The sequence below is a fragment of the Metapseudomonas resinovorans DSM 21078 genome (assembly GCF_000423545.1).
Lineage (GTDB): Bacteria > Pseudomonadota > Gammaproteobacteria > Pseudomonadales > Pseudomonadaceae > Metapseudomonas > Metapseudomonas resinovorans.
Map to the genome: position 1 here is coordinate 90,551 of NZ_AUIE01000024.1, position 15,838 is coordinate 106,388.

The 15,838-nt window shown below is 62.5% G+C and carries 13 protein-coding genes; 4 read left to right on the forward strand and 9 right to left on the reverse strand.

Annotation, left to right across the window (positions count from 1 at the left end; translation table 11 throughout):
• Positions 1-71: 71 nt before the first annotated feature.
• Together fadA and fadB are read right to left on the reverse strand one after the other, a co-directional pair.
• Positions 72-1,247, reverse strand: coding sequence for an acetyl-CoA C-acyltransferase FadA (fadA, locus tag G559_RS0117515; RefSeq protein WP_028629483.1), 1,176 nt, complete (start codon positions 1,245-1,247; stop codon positions 72-74).
• Positions 1,248-1,266: 19 nt separating this feature from the next.
• Complete coding sequence (fadB, locus tag G559_RS0117520; RefSeq protein ID WP_028629484.1) at positions 1,267-3,414, reverse strand: fatty acid oxidation complex subunit alpha FadB; 2,148 nt, start codon at positions 3,412-3,414, stop codon at positions 1,267-1,269.
• Between the two features lie 471 nt (positions 3,415-3,885).
• Here fadB and G559_RS0117525 point away from each other — a divergent pair, with 471 nt between their 5' ends.
• A complete protein-coding gene (locus tag G559_RS0117525; RefSeq protein WP_028629485.1) occupies positions 3,886-4,692 on the forward strand; it encodes a hypothetical protein in 807 nt (268 codons plus the stop codon).
• A 44-nt stretch (positions 4,693-4,736) separates the two neighbouring features.
• On the opposite strand, the gene G559_RS0117530 is transcribed toward G559_RS0117525, so the two are convergent.
• Positions 4,737-5,171 carry a hypothetical protein gene (locus tag G559_RS0117530; protein ID WP_028629486.1) on the reverse strand — a complete coding sequence of 145 codons (435 nt, stop codon included), beginning with the start codon at positions 5,169-5,171 and terminating at the stop codon, positions 4,737-4,739.
• A gap of 86 nt (positions 5,172-5,257) precedes the next feature.
• Here G559_RS0117530 and G559_RS0117535 point away from each other — a divergent pair, with 86 nt between their 5' ends.
• Complete coding sequence (locus tag G559_RS0117535) at positions 5,258-5,698, forward strand: universal stress protein (protein ID WP_028629487.1); 441 nt, start codon at positions 5,258-5,260, stop codon at positions 5,696-5,698.
• A 27-nt stretch (positions 5,699-5,725) separates the two neighbouring features.
• On the opposite strand, the gene G559_RS0117540 is transcribed toward G559_RS0117535, so the two are convergent.
• Positions 5,726-6,412, reverse strand: coding sequence for a DUF6901 family protein (locus G559_RS0117540; protein WP_028629488.1), 687 nt, complete (start codon positions 6,410-6,412; stop codon positions 5,726-5,728).
• 20 nt (positions 6,413-6,432) lie between these two features.
• Positions 6,433-8,334, reverse strand: a complete 1,902-nt coding sequence (locus G559_RS0117545; protein ID WP_028629489.1) for an ATP-binding cassette domain-containing protein — start codon at positions 8,332-8,334, stop codon at positions 6,433-6,435.
• A 185-nt stretch (positions 8,335-8,519) separates the two neighbouring features.
• On the opposite strand from G559_RS0117545, the gene G559_RS0117550 reads away from it, so the two are divergent.
• Positions 8,520-10,454 carry a transglycosylase SLT domain-containing protein gene (locus G559_RS0117550; protein WP_028629490.1) on the forward strand — a complete coding sequence of 645 codons (1,935 nt, stop codon included), beginning with the start codon at positions 8,520-8,522 and terminating at the stop codon, positions 10,452-10,454.
• Positions 10,455-10,505: 51 nt separating this feature from the next.
• On the opposite strand, the gene G559_RS0117555 is transcribed toward G559_RS0117550, so the two are convergent.
• From G559_RS0117555 to yegS, 3 genes are all read right to left on the reverse strand, one after another.
• A complete protein-coding gene (locus G559_RS0117555; RefSeq protein WP_028629491.1) occupies positions 10,506-11,309 on the reverse strand; it encodes an MOSC domain-containing protein in 804 nt (267 codons plus the stop codon).
• Between the two features lie 67 nt (positions 11,310-11,376).
• Positions 11,377-12,303 (reverse strand): chemotaxis protein CheV, encoded by a 927-nt coding sequence (locus G559_RS0117560; RefSeq protein WP_028629492.1) that lies wholly within the window; start codon positions 12,301-12,303, stop codon positions 11,377-11,379.
• Positions 12,304-12,436: 133 nt separating this feature from the next.
• Positions 12,437-13,336, reverse strand: coding sequence for a lipid kinase YegS (gene yegS, locus G559_RS0117565; protein ID WP_028629493.1), 900 nt, complete (start codon positions 13,334-13,336; stop codon positions 12,437-12,439).
• Between the two features lie 208 nt (positions 13,337-13,544).
• On the opposite strand from yegS, the gene G559_RS0117570 reads away from it, so the two are divergent.
• Positions 13,545-14,243, forward strand: a complete 699-nt coding sequence (locus tag G559_RS0117570; RefSeq protein ID WP_028629494.1) for a pirin family protein — start codon at positions 13,545-13,547, stop codon at positions 14,241-14,243.
• 33 nt (positions 14,244-14,276) lie between these two features.
• Here G559_RS0117570 and G559_RS0117575 read toward each other — a convergent pair whose 3' ends face one another.
• Positions 14,277-15,836, reverse strand: coding sequence for an FGGY-family carbohydrate kinase (locus G559_RS0117575; protein WP_028629495.1), 1,560 nt, complete (start codon positions 15,834-15,836; stop codon positions 14,277-14,279).
• Positions 15,837-15,838 lie beyond the last annotated feature (2 nt).

Here is a 15,838-nt window from a genome sequence, read left to right on the forward strand (position 1 = left end):
TCCTGCGAAGTTTCTCCACATAAAAGCAAAAACCGGGGCACAAGGCCCCGGTTTCCTCATCTCCGCTACGCTCAGACGCGCTCGAAGATGGTGGTGATGCCCTGGCCGAGGCCCACGCACATGGTGGACACGCCCAGATTACCGCCGTTCTGCTTCATCACGTTCAGCAAGGTGCCGGAAATACGGGCACCAGAGCAGCCGAACGGGTGACCCAGGGCGATGGCGCCGCCATGCAGGTTAACCTTCTGCTCCATCTTGTCGAGGAGTTTGAGGTCTTTCAGCACCGGCAGTGCTTGAGCAGCGAAGGCTTCGTTGAGCTCAACGAAATCGATGTCATCCATGGTCAGGCCAGCGCGCTTGAGCGCCTTCTGAGTGGATGGCACCGGACCGTAACCCATGATCGCCGGGTCAACACCGGCAACCGCCATGGCACGAACCACGGCCATCGGCTGGATGCCCAGGTCTTGAGCACGCTGAGCGGACATGACGATCATGCACGATGCGCCGTCGGTGATCTGCGAGGAAGTACCCGCAGTCACGGTGCCGCCTTTCGGGTTGAACGCCGGCTTGAGGCTGGCCAGGCTTTCCAGCGTCGTCTCCGGACGAATGGTTTCGTCGAAGTCGAACACCTTCAGGAAGCCGTTCTCGTCGTAGCCTTGCATCGGGATGATTTCATCCTTGAACTTGCCTTCGACGGTAGCTTTGTGGGCCAGCTGGTGCGAACGCACACCGAACTGATCCTGAGCTTCGCGGCTGATGCCGTGCATCTTGCCGAGCATTTCGGCGGTCAGCCCCATCATGCCCGAGGCCTTGGCGGCATACAGGGACATATGCGGGTTCGGATCGACGCCGTGCATCATGCCCACGTGGCCCATGTGCTCCACGCCACCGACTACGAACACGTCGCCGTTGCCGGTCTGGATGGCTTGCACGGCGGTGTGCAGGGCGCTCATGGACGAACCGCACAGACGGCTGACGGTCTGGCCGGCGCTGGTGTGGGGGATCTGGGTCATCAGCGACGCCATGCGTGCGATGTTCCAGCCCTGCTCCAGGGTCTGGTTCACGCAGCCCCAGATGACGTCCTCGACTTCCGCCGGGTCGACCTTGGCGTTGCGCTCCAGCAGCTTGCTGATCAGGTGGGCCGACATGTCCTCGGCACGGGTGTTGCGGTGCATGCCACCCTTGGAGCGACCCATCGGGGTGCGACCGAAGTCGACAATGACTGCATCTCTAGGATTCAGGCTCATATTCTTCACTCTCGCTCAATTAGCCGAAAAACTTCTGGCCGTTCTTGGCCATTTCGCGAAGCTTGGCGGTCGGGTGATACAGCGCGCCCAGGTCGGCGTACTTGTCGGCCATGGCTACGAATTCGGCCACACCGACGCTGTCGATGTAGCGCAGCGCACCACCACGGAAGGGCGGGAAGCCGATGCCGTAGATCAGGCCCATGTCGGCCTCGGCAGCCGTCGCTACGATGCCATCTTCCAGGCAACGTACGGTTTCCAGGCACAGCGGGATCATCATGAAGTTGATGATGTCTTCGTCAGTCAGCTCGCGCTGCTCCTTGACGATCGACTTCAGCACTTCATAGGCAACCGGATCGGTAACCTTTTTCGGCTTGCCGCGTTTGTCGGTTTCGTAGGCGTAGAAGCCCTTGCCGTTCTTCTGGCCCAGGCGATTGGCTTCGTACATCACGTCGACGGCCGTCTTGCCTTCAACCGCCATGCGATCCGGGAAGCCTTCGGCCATCACATCGCGACCGTGGTGACCGGTGTCGATGCCGACAACGTCGGACAAGTAGGCCGGACCCATGGGCCAGCCGAACTTCTCCATGATCTTGTCGATTCGTACGAAGTCGACGCCGAACTCCAACAGCTTGGCGAAGCCACCGAAATACGGGAACAGGACGCGGTTGACGAGGAAGCCGGGGCAGTCGTTGACCACGATCGGGTTCTTGCCCATTTTCTTGGCGTAGGCAACGGTGGTGGCAACGGCCACTTCGCTGGACTTCTCGCCACGGATCACTTCCACCAGCGGCATCATGTGCACCGGGTTGAAGAAGTGCATGCCGACGAAGTTCTCCGGGCGCTTCAGGGCTTGAGCCAGGTAGCTGATGGAGATGGTGGAGGTGTTCGAGGCGATGATGGCGTCTTCACGCACATGGCCTTCCACCTCGGCCAGCACGGCATGCTTGACCTTCGGGTTCTCGACCACAGCCTCGACCACGATGTCGACATTGCCGAAGTCGCCGTAGGACATGGTCGGACGAATCGCGTTCAGCGCTTCAGCCATCTTCTCAGGCTTCATGCGGCCCTTCTCGACGCGCTTGCCGAGCAGCTTGGACGCTTCCTGCAGGCCCATCTGGATACCCTCTTCGCGGATATCCTTCATCAGGATCGGAGTGCCCTTCGAGGCGGACTGGTAGGCGATGCCGCCACCCATGATGCCAGCGCCGAGAACAGCAGCCAGCTTCACGTCCTTGGCAGCTTCGTCGTACTGCTTGCCCTTCTTCTTCAGTTCCTGGTCATTCAGGAACAGTCCGATCAGGCTGGTGGCGACCGAAGTCTTGGCCAGTTTCACGAAACCGGCTGCCTCGACTTCCAGCGCCTTCTCGCGACCGAAGTTGGCGGCCTTCTGAATGGTCTTGATGGCTTCTACCGGGGCCGGGTAGTTCGGACCGGCCTGGCCGGCAACGAAACCCTTGGCGGTCTCGAAGGCCATCATCTGTTCGATGGCGTTGAGCTTGAGCTTTTCCAGCTTCGGCTGACGCTTGGCCTTGAAGTCCAGCTCGCCGGCAATGGCGCGCTTGACCAGGTCCAGGGCACCGGCCTGCAGCAGCTCGGGAGCGACCACGGCGTCGACGGCGCCGACTTTCAGTGCGTCTTCGGCGCGGTTCTCCTTACCGGAGGCGATCCACTCGATGGCGTTGTCGGTGCCGATGATGCGCGGCAGACGCACGGTGCCGCCGAAGCCTGGGTAGATGCCCAGCTTGACTTCCGGCAGGCCGATCTTGGCGACGGTGCTCATCACGCGGTAGTCGGCTGCCAGGCACATTTCCAGGCCGCCACCCAGGGCGATGCCATTGATAGCGACAACGGTGGGAACTTCGAGGTCTTCGAACGCGCTGAAGATCTTGTTGGCTTCGAGGTTGCCGGCCACCAGTTCTTCGTCAGGCAACTGGAAGTTGTCGACGAATTCAGTGATATCGGCGCCGACGATGAATACGTCCTTGCCGCTGCTGACGATCACGCCCTTGACCGAAGCATCGGCCTTGATGGCTGCGACTGCATCACGCAGTTCGTTCAGGGTGAGACGGTTGAACTTGTTGACGGACTCACCCTTGAGGTCGAACTTCAGTTCGACGATACCGCCCTCAAGAGCCTTAACCGTGATGGCTTTACCTTCGTAAATCATCAACTGATCTCCACGGTTTGGGAAACTGGACTGTACGCGTCAGAGCCAACCGGCGGACTCGCCTCCGGCGCTGCCGGAGCATAGTCCTGATCGGTCCGGCACACCCACCGACGCGATATTCGGGCAGCATCGGAAGCGTCTGACAAGACAAACGCTCGATTCATACGCCCGTTTGATTTGGGTGAGCGGAGATTCAGGGAAAAGTCCGCTCTTGTCAATCTCGCAACGTGACCGACCAGCCACGATGGAAAGGCTCTGCCCCCAGCCTCGCCACCGCGTGAACACGAAAGCAGGTGAAGATTCATACGAATGATCGCGACCTATCACGATCACCGCTGATAGACGGAAAAGTCCCCGGAACGCCGCTGGCAAATTGCCTGCGCCACGGGTACATTCGTGCCACTCGCACCCGTCAGGTTTCGAGCGCCATAACAACAACAATCAAGGCCAATGGCCCACGGAGAAGCACCAATGACGAGCCGCTTGCTTGCCATTCTGCTGGGTACCCTGCTTACCCTTCCCGCCTTCGCTTCCGCCCAAGCCACCCCCGCGGACAGCCTCCTCAAGCTCCATCAGATGCGCCTGGCCGCCCAGCGCAGCCTCGGCGACTTCTATATGTACAACGGCATGGAAGGTGACCAGCGCTACGCGCGCCTGATCGACGAGTCGGTGCAGAAAGCCAATGCCCGCCTGAACGAACTGGGGGAAATGCCCGGAGAAGCCTCGAAGGCCCTGCGCGCGCAGTTGGCGCAGGAATGGCAGAACTACAACAGCGAATTGACCGGCCTGGTCACCTCCCTCAAGCAGCAGGGCTATACCGACCTGCAGCCGGTGGCCGACTTGACCGAACGCAACAAGCGCCTGATGGAGCTCTCCAACGAGCTTTACGCCAGAATCCAGCAGGAAAGCGCCACCCAGGTACCCCCCCTGACCCAGCGCAGCCGCGACCAGAGTCTGCTGATGCAGTCCATAGCGGTGGACTACGCCTCACGCAGCGCCTCCATCGGTGGCAGTTTCATCGGTGGCAACGGCGGCAAGGCAATCGACGAACTGGCCGGAGAGTTCGCCAGCCAGCTCGCCAGCCTGGAACAGGCACCGCAGAACACGCCGGAAATCCGCCAAGCGCTGGATGGCATCAGCACCAAGTGGCGCTACATCGAGAAATCGCTGAAACACTACAACGAGAACAGCGTTCCATTCCTCATCAACAAGTACTCGGATCGCATCATCGACGGCCTCGAAGACGTCTCCGCCCGCTATTCGGCCGCCCAGAGCTGAAGCGCCGGCAATCGGCGCAACGGCAACGCCGTTGCGCCCGCTCCTCAGGCCAGCGCCTTCAGCGTGTCGGCGATGCGCTGCAGGTCTTCCACCGTGCCGCGCTCGCCCCAGTAGAGGGCAACCATCTGCGAACTTGCTTCAACTTTGTAGACATCCTTCGGCAGACCGCCCAGATGTGCCAGCAATGTCGCGTCCTCGCAGGGCTCACGCCACTGGTTCAGCCACGTACCGGGCTCGCTCTGCCAATAGCACCAGGCCTCGCGCCCACGCAGACGCGGCCGGTGGTACTGGGCGCAGGAATGCGGCGGCTCCTGGACCAGCCAGTGGGGCCAGTCCTGGCGCGACAGCTGCATGGCCAGCCCCATGCGCCGCGCCTGCAGGCGCAGCTCCATGCGCCCCCGCTGCCCCTTCGACGGAACCAGCCAGACCAAGGGGCTGACCACCGCCAGGAGGAGCAATAGGACGATCCAGAAGGTCATATCGGTTATCCCCGCGCAAAAGCCTGTGTTAAACGTTCCGGCCAGCCATACTTGTGATCATGCGCAACCTTGAGGAGGAGTCACCCATGCCCTACCAGCACATTCTGGTCGCTGTCGACCTGACCGATGAATGCCATCCGGTGGTGCGTCGTGCCCAGGCGCTGGCCCAGGCCAGCCATGCCAAGCTGTCGCTGGTGCACATAGTCGAGCCCATGGCCATGGCCTTCGGCGGTGACGTACCGATGGACCTTTCCATGCTCCAGCAGCAGCAGTTCGAGCAGGCCCGCGAACGCCTGCAGACCTTCGCCGGCATCTACTCCGAGCTGACCGCTGACCAGCGCCACCTGGCGTACGGCCAGCCTCGGCAGGAAATCCACCGCCTCGCGGAGGAACAGGGCTGCGACCTGATCGTCGTTGGCAGCCATGGTCGCCACGGTCTCGCCCTGCTACTCGGCTCCACCGCCAATGACGTCCTCCATGGCGCCCCCTGCGACGTGCTGGCGGTGCGCCTGAAGAACCCTGAATAGATTGAAATAATCTGACGGGCGCGGGCTTCAGTCGAAGCCTTCGCCCGCGCTCATCACCAGGGGCCGGATTTTCTGCAACTGAGTCTCCAGCGAGTAAGTCATGCTGGAAGCCATGGAAAAGAAGGTCAGGAACGCCTTGAGGTTCGAGTCCCCCTCGCAGGTATCGTGGATACGCTGCCAGAAAGCCTGATTCACCAGTTGCAGCTGCTGGAACAGCCGTACGAGCCCCTTCAACTCCCAGTCCGCATGGCGTCCTTCACGGAGATTGAAGTACTGCCGCGCGAGATAGAGCGAGACGGCCCGCAGAATGAACTCCTGGTTGCTGGCGAACGGCAAGTGTTGCTGCGCCATCGGCCTGAGCTTGCCCAGCACCGGACAGGCGCTGGTGGCCATGATCACCCCCAACAGAGCACGCAACCCCTCCTCCAGCCCCACCAGCTTGGTGTACTCGCGCTCCGGCGTACGTACCCAGACCTGTACCTTCTTGAAGGCTGGCAGGCCTTGGAAATCCTCGATCACCCGGTGCAAATCCACCGCCGCCGGGCAATGACTAAAGGCATTCCGGCTTAGCGGGCAGTTGCTGCACTGCTGATGTTCCAGTCGCGTCCACTTCGGCGCGACTTCTGCTCGCGCCGGGTCATACGCACGGTCCAGCTCGATGCGGTAGCTGAACTCATGCAGGTCATCCAGGCTGATGCGGTATTCGATGGCCATGGGCTCTCCGGCTCACTTCCTCAACTGTCTTCCAGCTCCGCCCAACGCTCGATCAGACGGTCCAGCTCCTTCTGCAAGTCATCCAGGCGCTCCAGCACCATGCGGGTCTGTTCCGCTGGGCGCTGATAGAAGGCCGGATCGGAGACTTCCGCCTGCACCCTCACCTGCTCCGCTTCCAGAGCCTCGATCTGCCCGGGAATGGCCTCCAGCTCACGCTGCAACTTGTAGCTCAGCTTCTTCTTGGGTACCTCAACCGCAACAGGAGCAGGCTCGGCAGCCCTGGGCGCTTCGGCCTTGGCCTCCCGCGTGTCACCCACGCCCAGCAGACGCGGCGAGCCGCCCTGGCGCAGCCAATCCTGGTAGCCACCAACGTACTCGCGAACGCGGCCTTGCCCTTCGAACACCAGCGTGCTGGTGACCACGTTGTCGAGGAACGCGCGGTCGTGGCTGACCATCAGCACCGTGCCAGGGAAATTCAGCAGCACCTCTTCGAGCAGCTCCAGGGTTTCCACATCCAGGTCGTTGGTCGGTTCGTCCAGCACCAGCAGGTTCGCCGGCTTGCTGAACAACTTGGCCAGCAACAGTCGTGCCCGCTCGCCACCAGACAACGCCTTTACCGGCGTACGGGCGCGCTGCGGACTGAACAGGAAGTCCCCCAGGTAGCTCAGTACATGGCGGTTCTGACCGTCGATACTGATGAAGTCGCGGCCTTCGGAGAGGTTATCGATTACGGTCTTTTCCAGATCCAGCTGGTGACGCAGCTGGTCGAAATACGCCACTTCCAGGCGAGTGCCGACCTCAATGCTGCCACCGGTGGGCTGGAGGTCGCCCAGCAGCAGCTTGAGCAGCGTGGTCTTGCCGGTACCGTTGGCACCCAGCAGGCCGATACGGTCGGAGCGCTGCAGCACCAGGTTGAAATCGCGGATCAGCGGCTCCTCGCCTGCATGGGCGAAGCTGACGTTTTCCGCCACCATCACCTGCTTGCCGGATTTTTCCGCTGCCTCCAGCTGGAACGTAGCCTTGCCCTGACGCTCGCGACGCTCTGAACGCTCGTTGCGCATCGCCTTGAGCGCACGCACCCGGCCTTCGTTACGGGTACGACGGGCCTTGATGCCCTGGCGAATCCAGACTTCTTCCTGGGCCAGGCGCTTGTCGAACAGGGCGTTGGCCACTTCTTCCGCCGCCAGCTGCTGCTCCTTGTGCACCAGGAAGCTGGCGTAGTCACCGTTCCAGTCGATCAGATGACCACGGTCCAGCTCGAGGATACGAGTGGCCAGGTTCTGCAGGAAGGAACGGTCGTGGGTAATGAACAACACGGCGCCGTTGAAACCCAGCAGGGCCTCTTCCAGCCAGGCGATGGCGCCGATATCCAAATGGTTGGTGGGCTCATCGAGCAGCAGCAGGTCTGGCTCGGCCACCAGTGCCTGGGCCAGCAGCACGCGACGGCGCCAGCCACCGGAGAGCTCCGCCAGGGTCTTGTCCGCCGGCAGTTGCAGGCGACTCAGGGTGCTATCCACCAACTGCTGCAGTCGCCAGCCGTCGCGCGCTTCCAGGTCCTGTTGAACCCGGGACAGGCGCGCCAGGTCATTCTCGTCGTTGATATGCAGGCTCAGGTGGTGGTACTCGGCGAGCAGCTTGCCGACCTCTGCCAGGCCTTCGGCCACCACATCGAATACGGTGCGATCATCGGCGAGCGGCAGTTCTTGCGGTAGCTCACCGATTTTCAGCGCCGGTGCGCGCCAGATTTCGCCATCATCAGCGAATTGATCACCCTTGACCAATCGCAGCAGGCTGGATTTGCCGGTGCCGTTGCGACCAATGATGCACACCCGCTCGCCACGGGCGATCTGCCAGGACACCTTATCCAACAGCGGCATGGCGCCGTAGGCGAGGGATACATCGGTGAACTTGAGCAGTGTCATGGGGGGGCCTCCTGGATCAGGGCGCGCATTCTACCCGACTTGCGGTACCGCCTCTCGGGCAATTTTTACCGCCGGTTTCTCCTGCTGGCGCAATGCTTTAACCGCCCCTGCCTAACGGCTAAGCTAGGCGCTATTCGATGCCCCGAAACGGGCATTCATAACGATATATCTGCCCCGGAAGTGTCATGCGCGGTCGTCTGCTCAACCTGTTTTCCTGCTTGCTCCTTTCCACGGTAGGCCTGCACGCCAGCCAGGCCTCCGCGGCCCCGCTCGCCCAGCAGCGCCTGATGTACGACGAGGCCAAGCGAGCCCTGGCCAAGGGTGATTCCGGCCCCTATGAGCGCTACGCCAATGCCCTGAGCGACTATCCGCTGGAGCCCTACCTGGCCTACGACGAGCTGACCGCCCGTCTGAAATGGGCAAGCAACGAGGAGATCGAGAAGTTCCTCGCCGAGCACGGCGACCTGCCGCAGGCCGGCTGGATGAAATTGCGCTGGCTGCGCTGGCTGGCCGAACGCGGGGAATGGCAGACCTTCGTCAACTACTACGATCCCAAGCTCAACTTCACCGAACTGGACTGCCTGTTCGGCCAGTACCAGCTCAAACACGGCATGAAGAAGGAAGGCTATGCCACCGCCGAAAAGCTCTGGCTGGTGGGCAAGTCCCAACCCGAGGCCTGCGACGTGCTCTTTGGTATGTGGAAAGCCGAAGGGCAGTTGAGCGAGGAACTGCGCTGGAAGCGCGCCAAGCTGGCTGCTGAAGCGCGCAACTATGGCCTGGCCAACCACTTGGTAAAGACCATGCCGCGCCTTGGTACTCAAGGCAAACTCATGGTGGAAGTGGCGCAGAAGCCGCAGTTGCTGAGTCAGACCGCTCGTTTCACGCCGGCTGACCGACACACGGCGGATGCCGCCGGCCTTGGCCTGCGCCGCCTGGCTCGCCAAAACCCGGAAAAGGCCCTGAGCCTGCTGGAGGTCTATGCCGCACGCCTGCCCTTCTCCAAGGAAGAGAAGGTGGCCATCGCTCGCGAAATCGGCCTGACCCTGGCCAAGCGTTTCGACTCCCGCGCCCTCAAGATCATGACCCAGTACGACCCGGAGCTGCGCGACAACACGGTCAGCGAATGGCGCGCACGCCTGTTGCTGCGCCTGGGCCGCTGGGACGACGCCTACCAGTTGACCCGGCAGATGCCCGAAGACCTGGCCAAGACCAATCGCTGGCGCTACTGGCAGGCGCGCAGCCTGCAGCTGGCCCAGCCACAGAGCCAGCAGCCGATCCCGCTCTATCAGCCGGTCGCTCGCGAGCGCGACTTCTACGGTTTCATGGCCGCCGACCACATCAAGGCGCCATATCAGCTGAACAACAAGCCGCTGGCCCTCGATCCCAAGGTGATGCAGAAAGTGCGCAACACCGCTGGCATCCGCCGTGCGCTGGAGTTCCATGATCGCGGCGAGATCGTCAACGGTCGCCGCGAGTGGTACCACGTCAGCCGCCTGTTCAACCGCGACGAGATGGTGGCCCAGGCCAAGATCGCCTACGACATGCAATGGTACTTCCCGGCCATTCGCACCATCAGCCAGGCCCAGTACTGGGACGACCTGGATATCCGCTTCCCCATGGCCCACCGCTCGGCGCTGACCCAGCAGGCAAAAGTTCGCGGCCTGCACTCCAGCTGGGTATTCGCCATCACTCGCCAGGAAAGCGCCTTCATGGCCGACGCCCGCTCCGGTGCTGGCGCCATGGGCCTGATGCAACTGATGCCGGCCACCGCCAAGGAAACCGCGCGCAGGTACGGTATTCCGCTGGCTTCGCCGAAGCAGGCATTCAACCCCGACGTCAACATCCAGCTCGGCGCTGCCTACCTGAGCCAGGTGCACGGCCAGTTCAACGGCAACCGCGTACTGGCCTCAGCGGCCTACAACGCCGGGCCCGGCCGCGTGCGCCAGTGGCTGAAAGGGGCCGATCACCTGGCCTACGATGTCTGGGTCGAGACAATTCCCTTCGACGAAACCCGCCAGTATGTGCAGAACGTGCTGTCCTACTCCGTGATCTACGGGCACAAACTGAACGCCCCGCAGCCCCTGGTGGATTGGCACGAGCGGTACTTCGACGACCAGTAATGCATGAGAAAGGGCGCAAATCAGCGCCCTTCTTCATTGACGAGGTTCGAACTACTCCAGAACCTCGACTTCCATCCCCACATCCAGCACGCCGGCGCTGCGATTGATCAGGTTCTGCCCGAAATACACTTCACCATCGCGCTCGCGGTAGGTCTTGAGGGTCGTGAGCGGCTCACGGTCGGCACTCCGCTCACCGGTGGCCGGGTCAATGGTGGTCAGGATGCAGCGACTGCACCCTTTGGCCACACTGAATTCGATACCGCCAATGCGAATGCGCTTCCAGCTGTCCTCGGCGTAGGCCGCACTGCCCTCTACCACCAGGTTCGGACGGAAGCGCAGCATTTCCAGCGGTCGCCCCACCCGCTCACTGAGGTCATCCAGCGAGGCCTGACCAATCAGCAGCAGCGGAAAACCATCGGCGAAGCCTACTTTCTCCTCGGGCAGCAGACTGCCGGGAATATCCCGTGCGCGGTGGTCCGGCACATGCACCAGGCGGCAAGCCTTGCCGAGGAAGTCACTCAGCCATTGCGCCGCCTCGTCGCCTGCATCCGGCACATGCATAGGGGCGCCCCAGACGAAAGTCCCACGCAGGTTCGCATCGGGTTCGGGCAGCGCGACATCCAGGGCTGGCAACCCTTCGGCACTCAGGGTCAGACCACCGACAGCGTTCCAGCGCGCCGAAAGCTGGGACATCCTGGAAAAGGCGCGCTGGGTCAGGAATCGGCCATTTTCGGCATCTACCAGCATCCAGCGGCGATCGCCCGCCAGGCCCAGGGCATCAACCCGAGCCTGCTGAAGGGGTTCGCCAATGGCGGATTTCATGGGAAAACGATAAAGGGCGGAGAGACGCAGCATGGCCAGCTTCCTGATCGGCGTTCGAGCGAGCCCCCCTTATACTCAGCCGCCCCGGCTCAGCTCAAGCTCATTGATTCCGATTGAGACGATCCATCACCACATCGACCAGCTTGTCGGGCTGGAACTTGGAGAGGAAGTTGTCGCAGCCGACCTTTTTCACCATGGCGTCGTTGAAGCTGCCTGACAGCGAGGTGTGCATCACCACATAGAGGTCGCGCAGGCGTGGATCGTTGCGTATTTCCGTGGTCAGGCGGTAACCGTCCATCTCCGGCATTTCCGCATCCGTGAAGATCATCAGCAGCTTCTCGGTCATGTCCTCGCCGCTATCGGCCCAGGCTTTGAGCATCTTCAGGGCCTTCAGGCCATCACTGGCCATGTGCATGCGCATCCCGAGCTGCGACAGGGTTTCCCGCAACTGGGTCAAGGCGACGGTGGAGTCATCCACCAGCAGCACCTCGCGCCCTACCGCCATCTGCAGCAGCGGGTTCTCCAGGTGCTCCGCGGAAACACGGGTGCTCATGGGCACGATCTCGGACAGCACCTTCTCGACGTCAATGACTTCGACGATCTGCTCGTCCACCTTGGTGATGGCCGTCAAATAGTGCTGACGACCAGCGCCGCCTGGCGGCGGCATGATGGATTCCCAGTTGAGGTTGAGGATGCGGTCCACGCCCCCTACCAGGAAGGCCTGCACCGAACGGTTGTACTCGGTCACGATGATGGTGCTGCGCTCATCCGGCACCAGCGGGCGCATACCGATGGCCTGGGACAGATCGATCACCGGCAGCGTCTGGCCACGCAAGTTGACCACGCCGCACACCACCGGATGCCGCTGCGGGATCAGGGTCATCTTCGGCAACTGCAGCACTTCCTGCACCTTGAACACGTTGATGGCGAAAAGCTGGCGACCACTGAGACGGAACATCAGGATTTCAAGCCGGTTTTCACCCACTAGCTGGGTGCGTTGATCGACGGTGTCGAGAATGCCGGCCATGGAACTTCCTCTGCTGCAATGCGGTGGTGGGCAGGAGTGCCTTGGCAGTATTTCGGCAGGAGGCCAGAAACCTGAAGCCATGGCACCGAGCCATCATGCCGCAGCCAAACCCATGACGCCAGCACACCGACTTTCAAGTCGGCAGCAGCAGCGGGGAATGCTCTGGCAGATGCACTCGCAGCACGCCGGCACGCGCAGCGATGCGCAGGCGCACCGTTTCCAGCGGCTCGCCATCGAGATTCAGGTCCAACCCCTCCACCGCCTCAACGTCCACCCAGGGCAAGCGCGCGCTGACTGACACCGACTCCAACCCGAGGATGCCGCCAGAGAGCAACGTGGCCAGGGTTCCCACCACATCCTGGGGCGCTGGAATGATGCAGAGGTCCAGCAGGCCATCATTCACCACCGCCTGCGGACACAATGGATGACCTCCGCCCGCTTGGCGCCCATTGCCGATGCCGAGCGCAAGGAACTCCCCCTCCCAGGCGAAGTCCGGCCCACGGAAGCGCCCGAAAGCCGAGTGCACCTCTGAAAAGTGCGTCAGCCCAGTGAGAAAGTAAGCGGCCCCACCCAGCACCTTCTTCAGGTCTTCGGAGGTGTTAGCCGTGATCTTCGAGCCGAAACCGCCGGTCGCCATATTGAGGAACAGGTGGCCATCGGCGTCGCCCAGATCGATCGCGCGCGGTGCCACGTCGAGCAACGCCAATGCCTCCTGCGGGTCCAGGGGCACGCCGGCCGCACGAGCGAAGTCGTTGGCCGTCCCCAACGGCAACAGCACCAGGCTGGCGTCGGCCTTTGCCAGGGTCATGGCTTCGGCCACCTCCCGCAGGGTGCCATCGCCGCCCCCGGCAATGAGCGTGCGATACCCTCTCGCCAGGGCCTCGTCCACCAGGCGCCGAGCATCGCCGCCTTCCCAGGTAACCCGCACAGCCAGCTCCCACCCCGCTTTACGGCGTGCCTGGACGGCTGCCCGCACCTCATCGTTGGCCGCCTGCTTGCCATGCAGGATCAGCAAGGCCTTGCGCTCATCCATGCTCACCTCCGTCGTTCGGGAATGGCCGGAGTATAGGACCGCAAGCCCCCACCGAAGGCGCCATCGGCAATCTACTGACCGGACAAACAATCAACTTTGTAGATAGGAAAACCGAATAATTTGCGCTTTTACAGCCTTATATGATGATTGATCATGCCACCCATTCCTCCCGGAGAACCCCCTCCGCGAGCAGACAGGAGACTCGAACATGATCGAAGTACGCCCCTTCGCCGAACTGGGTGGTGCTCACCACGGCTGGCTCAATGCTCGACATCACTTTTCCTTCGCCAGCTACTACGACAGCCAGCGAATGAACTGGGGCCAGTTGCGCGTGTGGAACGACGATGAAATCGCCCCCCACTCCGGTTTCCCGCCGCACCCGCACCAGGACATGGAGATCATCACCTACGTCCGCGAAGGTGCCATTACCCACCAGGACAACCTGGGCAACAAAGGCCGTACCGAGGCCGGCGACGTACAGGTGATGAGCGCGGGCACCGGTATCGCCCACAGCGAGTACAACCTGGAAGACGAAACCACCAAGATCTTCCAGATCTGGATCATGCCAACCGAATACGGCGCCGCCCCCTCCTGGGGTGCCCGTCCGTTCCCGAAGGGCGAGCGTGCCGGCAGCTTCGTGACCCTGGCCAGCGGTATCGATGAAGGTGGCGACGCACTGCATATCCGCGCCAATGCCCGGCTTGCAGCCGCCACACTCAAGGCTGGACAGAGCGCCGAGTACCGTCTGGAGAAAGGCCGCCAGGCCTATCTGGTGGCCGCCAAGGGTCGTTACGAGGTGAACGGCGTCGCCGCCGAAGCCCGCGATGGCGTGGCGGTACGCGATGTGGAGGTGCTCAGCTTCACCGCCAGCGAGGACAGCGAAATCGTCCTCGTGGATGTGGCCTGACGCGGGCTCATGCAGGAGCGAGCTTGCTCGCTCCTACGCCGGATAACCGGTGATATCCCGGATCTTCCGGTACAGCGGCCTCAACTGCTTGTACATCCCCTGGTAAACCTCCCGATACAACCGCTCGTAGGTGCGCTGCGCCTGCGGATCGGGCTGGAAAACCTGCCCCACCCGCGTCATGGCGCGGATCGCCGTAGGGAAGTCCGGATGCAGGCCCAGGCCCACCGCGCAATCGATAGCCGCGCCCAAGCCGGAGGTTTCGTAGACATGGGGCCGCTCCGCCGGCAGACCGAAGATGTCAGCGGTCAGTTGCATGGCCGCATCGCTCTGCGAACCACCCCCGGACACCCGCAGGCGCGTGATCCCCGTACCAGAACGCTTCTCGATCTGTTCCTTGCCCTGGCGCAGGGCATAGGCGAGCCCTTCTAGGATGGCGCGATAGATATGTGCGCGGGTGTGCACATCGCCGAAACCGATGATCGAACCCTTGGCTTCCAGGCCCGGCTCACGGATGCCGGGGGACCAGTAGGGCTGCAGCATCAGCCCCATGGAGCCGGGGGGCACGCTGTTGACCAACTCGTCGAACAGCACCTCGGCCTCCACGCCCAGCTCCTTGGCCCGCTGCATCTCGCGCAGGCCGAACTCCTGCTTGAACCAACTGACCATCCAAAAGCCGCGATAAATCATCACTTCAGTGTTGAAGTGATCGGGAATGGCCGCCGGATACGGCGGTATCAGCGGAATGGTTTCCAGGTACTTGCGCCGCGTCGTGTTGATAGTGGCGGTGGTGCCATAGGACAGGCAGGCCACGCTCGGCTCCACCCCGCCGGCACCGATCACCTCGCAGGCCTTGTCGGCACCGGCAGCGATCAGCGGCAGACCTTCCGGAATCCCGGTATGGCGACTGGCTTCGGCAGTGATGCTCCCCAGACGCTGTCCCGGCTTGAACAGCTCGGGCAACTGTTCGCGACACACCGGCATCGACTGCCATTTCCAATCCCGTGGCGCGGCCCACTGCAGGCGCTTGTAGTCGAATGGCAGATAGGCCACCTGGCAGGCCACCGAGTCGACGAAGCGCCCGCACAGCCGGTGACTGAGGAAACCTGAAAGCAGCAGGACCTTGTGGGTCCTTGCCCAGACCTCAGGCTGGTTCTGCGCTACCCAGTTGGCTTCGGCCTGGGCGCGAAAATAGTCCACCGTGCCCTCCAGGCCGATGGCCTTGAACAGCCAGCCCCAGGGCCCCTTGATGCGCCCCTGCACCTCTGCCTGGCGCTGGTCCAGCCAGAGAATGGCCGGGCGCAGCGGCCGACCCTGTTCGTCGACGTTGATGACGGTGCCGCGCTGGGTAGTCAGCGAGACGCCACGGATCAGGCTGCGGTCGATGTCCACCGATTCCCACAGCAGCCGGCAGGCTTCGCCCAGGCTGCTCCAGTAGTACTCCGGGTCCTGTTCGGCCCAGCCGGGCTGGCTGGAGTAATAGGCCTCGAGGGGCACCTTGCCCTTGCCCACCAGGTTGCCTTCCAGGTCGAACAACAGAGCCCGTACGCTCTGGGTGCCGTTGTCGATGGCCAGCAGATAACTCTTCTCGCTCACGA

Excerpts from the sequence above, each read along its gene's own strand:
- G559_RS0117570 (WP_028629494.1), top strand. The coding sequence starts at position 13,545 with ATGATCGAAGTACGCCCCTTCGCCGAACTGGGTGGTGCTCACCACGGC.
- G559_RS0117540 (WP_028629488.1), bottom strand. The coding sequence starts at position 6,412 with ATGGCCATCGAATACCGCATCAGCCTGGATGACCTGCATGAGTTCAGC.
- G559_RS0117545 (WP_028629489.1), bottom strand. The coding sequence starts at position 8,334 with ATGACACTGCTCAAGTTCACCGATGTATCCCTCGCCTACGGCGCCATG.
- G559_RS0117560 (WP_028629492.1), bottom strand. The coding sequence starts at position 12,303 with ATGGCCGGCATTCTCGACACCGTCGATCAACGCACCCAGCTAGTGGGT.
- G559_RS0117530 (WP_028629486.1), bottom strand. The coding sequence starts at position 5,171 with ATGACCTTCTGGATCGTCCTATTGCTCCTCCTGGCGGTGGTCAGCCCC.
- yegS (WP_028629493.1), bottom strand. The coding sequence starts at position 13,336 with ATGGATGAGCGCAAGGCCTTGCTGATCCTGCATGGCAAGCAGGCGGCC.
- fadA (WP_028629483.1), bottom strand. The coding sequence starts at position 1,247 with ATGAGCCTGAATCCTAGAGATGCAGTCATTGTCGACTTCGGTCGCACC.
- fadB (WP_028629484.1), bottom strand. The coding sequence starts at position 3,414 with ATGATTTACGAAGGTAAAGCCATCACGGTTAAGGCTCTTGAGGGCGGT.
- G559_RS0117555 (WP_028629491.1), bottom strand. The coding sequence starts at position 11,309 with ATGCTGCGTCTCTCCGCCCTTTATCGTTTTCCCATGAAATCCGCCATT.
- G559_RS0117550 (WP_028629490.1), top strand. The coding sequence starts at position 8,520 with ATGCGCGGTCGTCTGCTCAACCTGTTTTCCTGCTTGCTCCTTTCCACG.
- G559_RS0117535 (WP_028629487.1), top strand. The coding sequence starts at position 5,258 with ATGCCCTACCAGCACATTCTGGTCGCTGTCGACCTGACCGATGAATGC.
- G559_RS0117525 (WP_028629485.1), top strand. The coding sequence starts at position 3,886 with ATGACGAGCCGCTTGCTTGCCATTCTGCTGGGTACCCTGCTTACCCTT.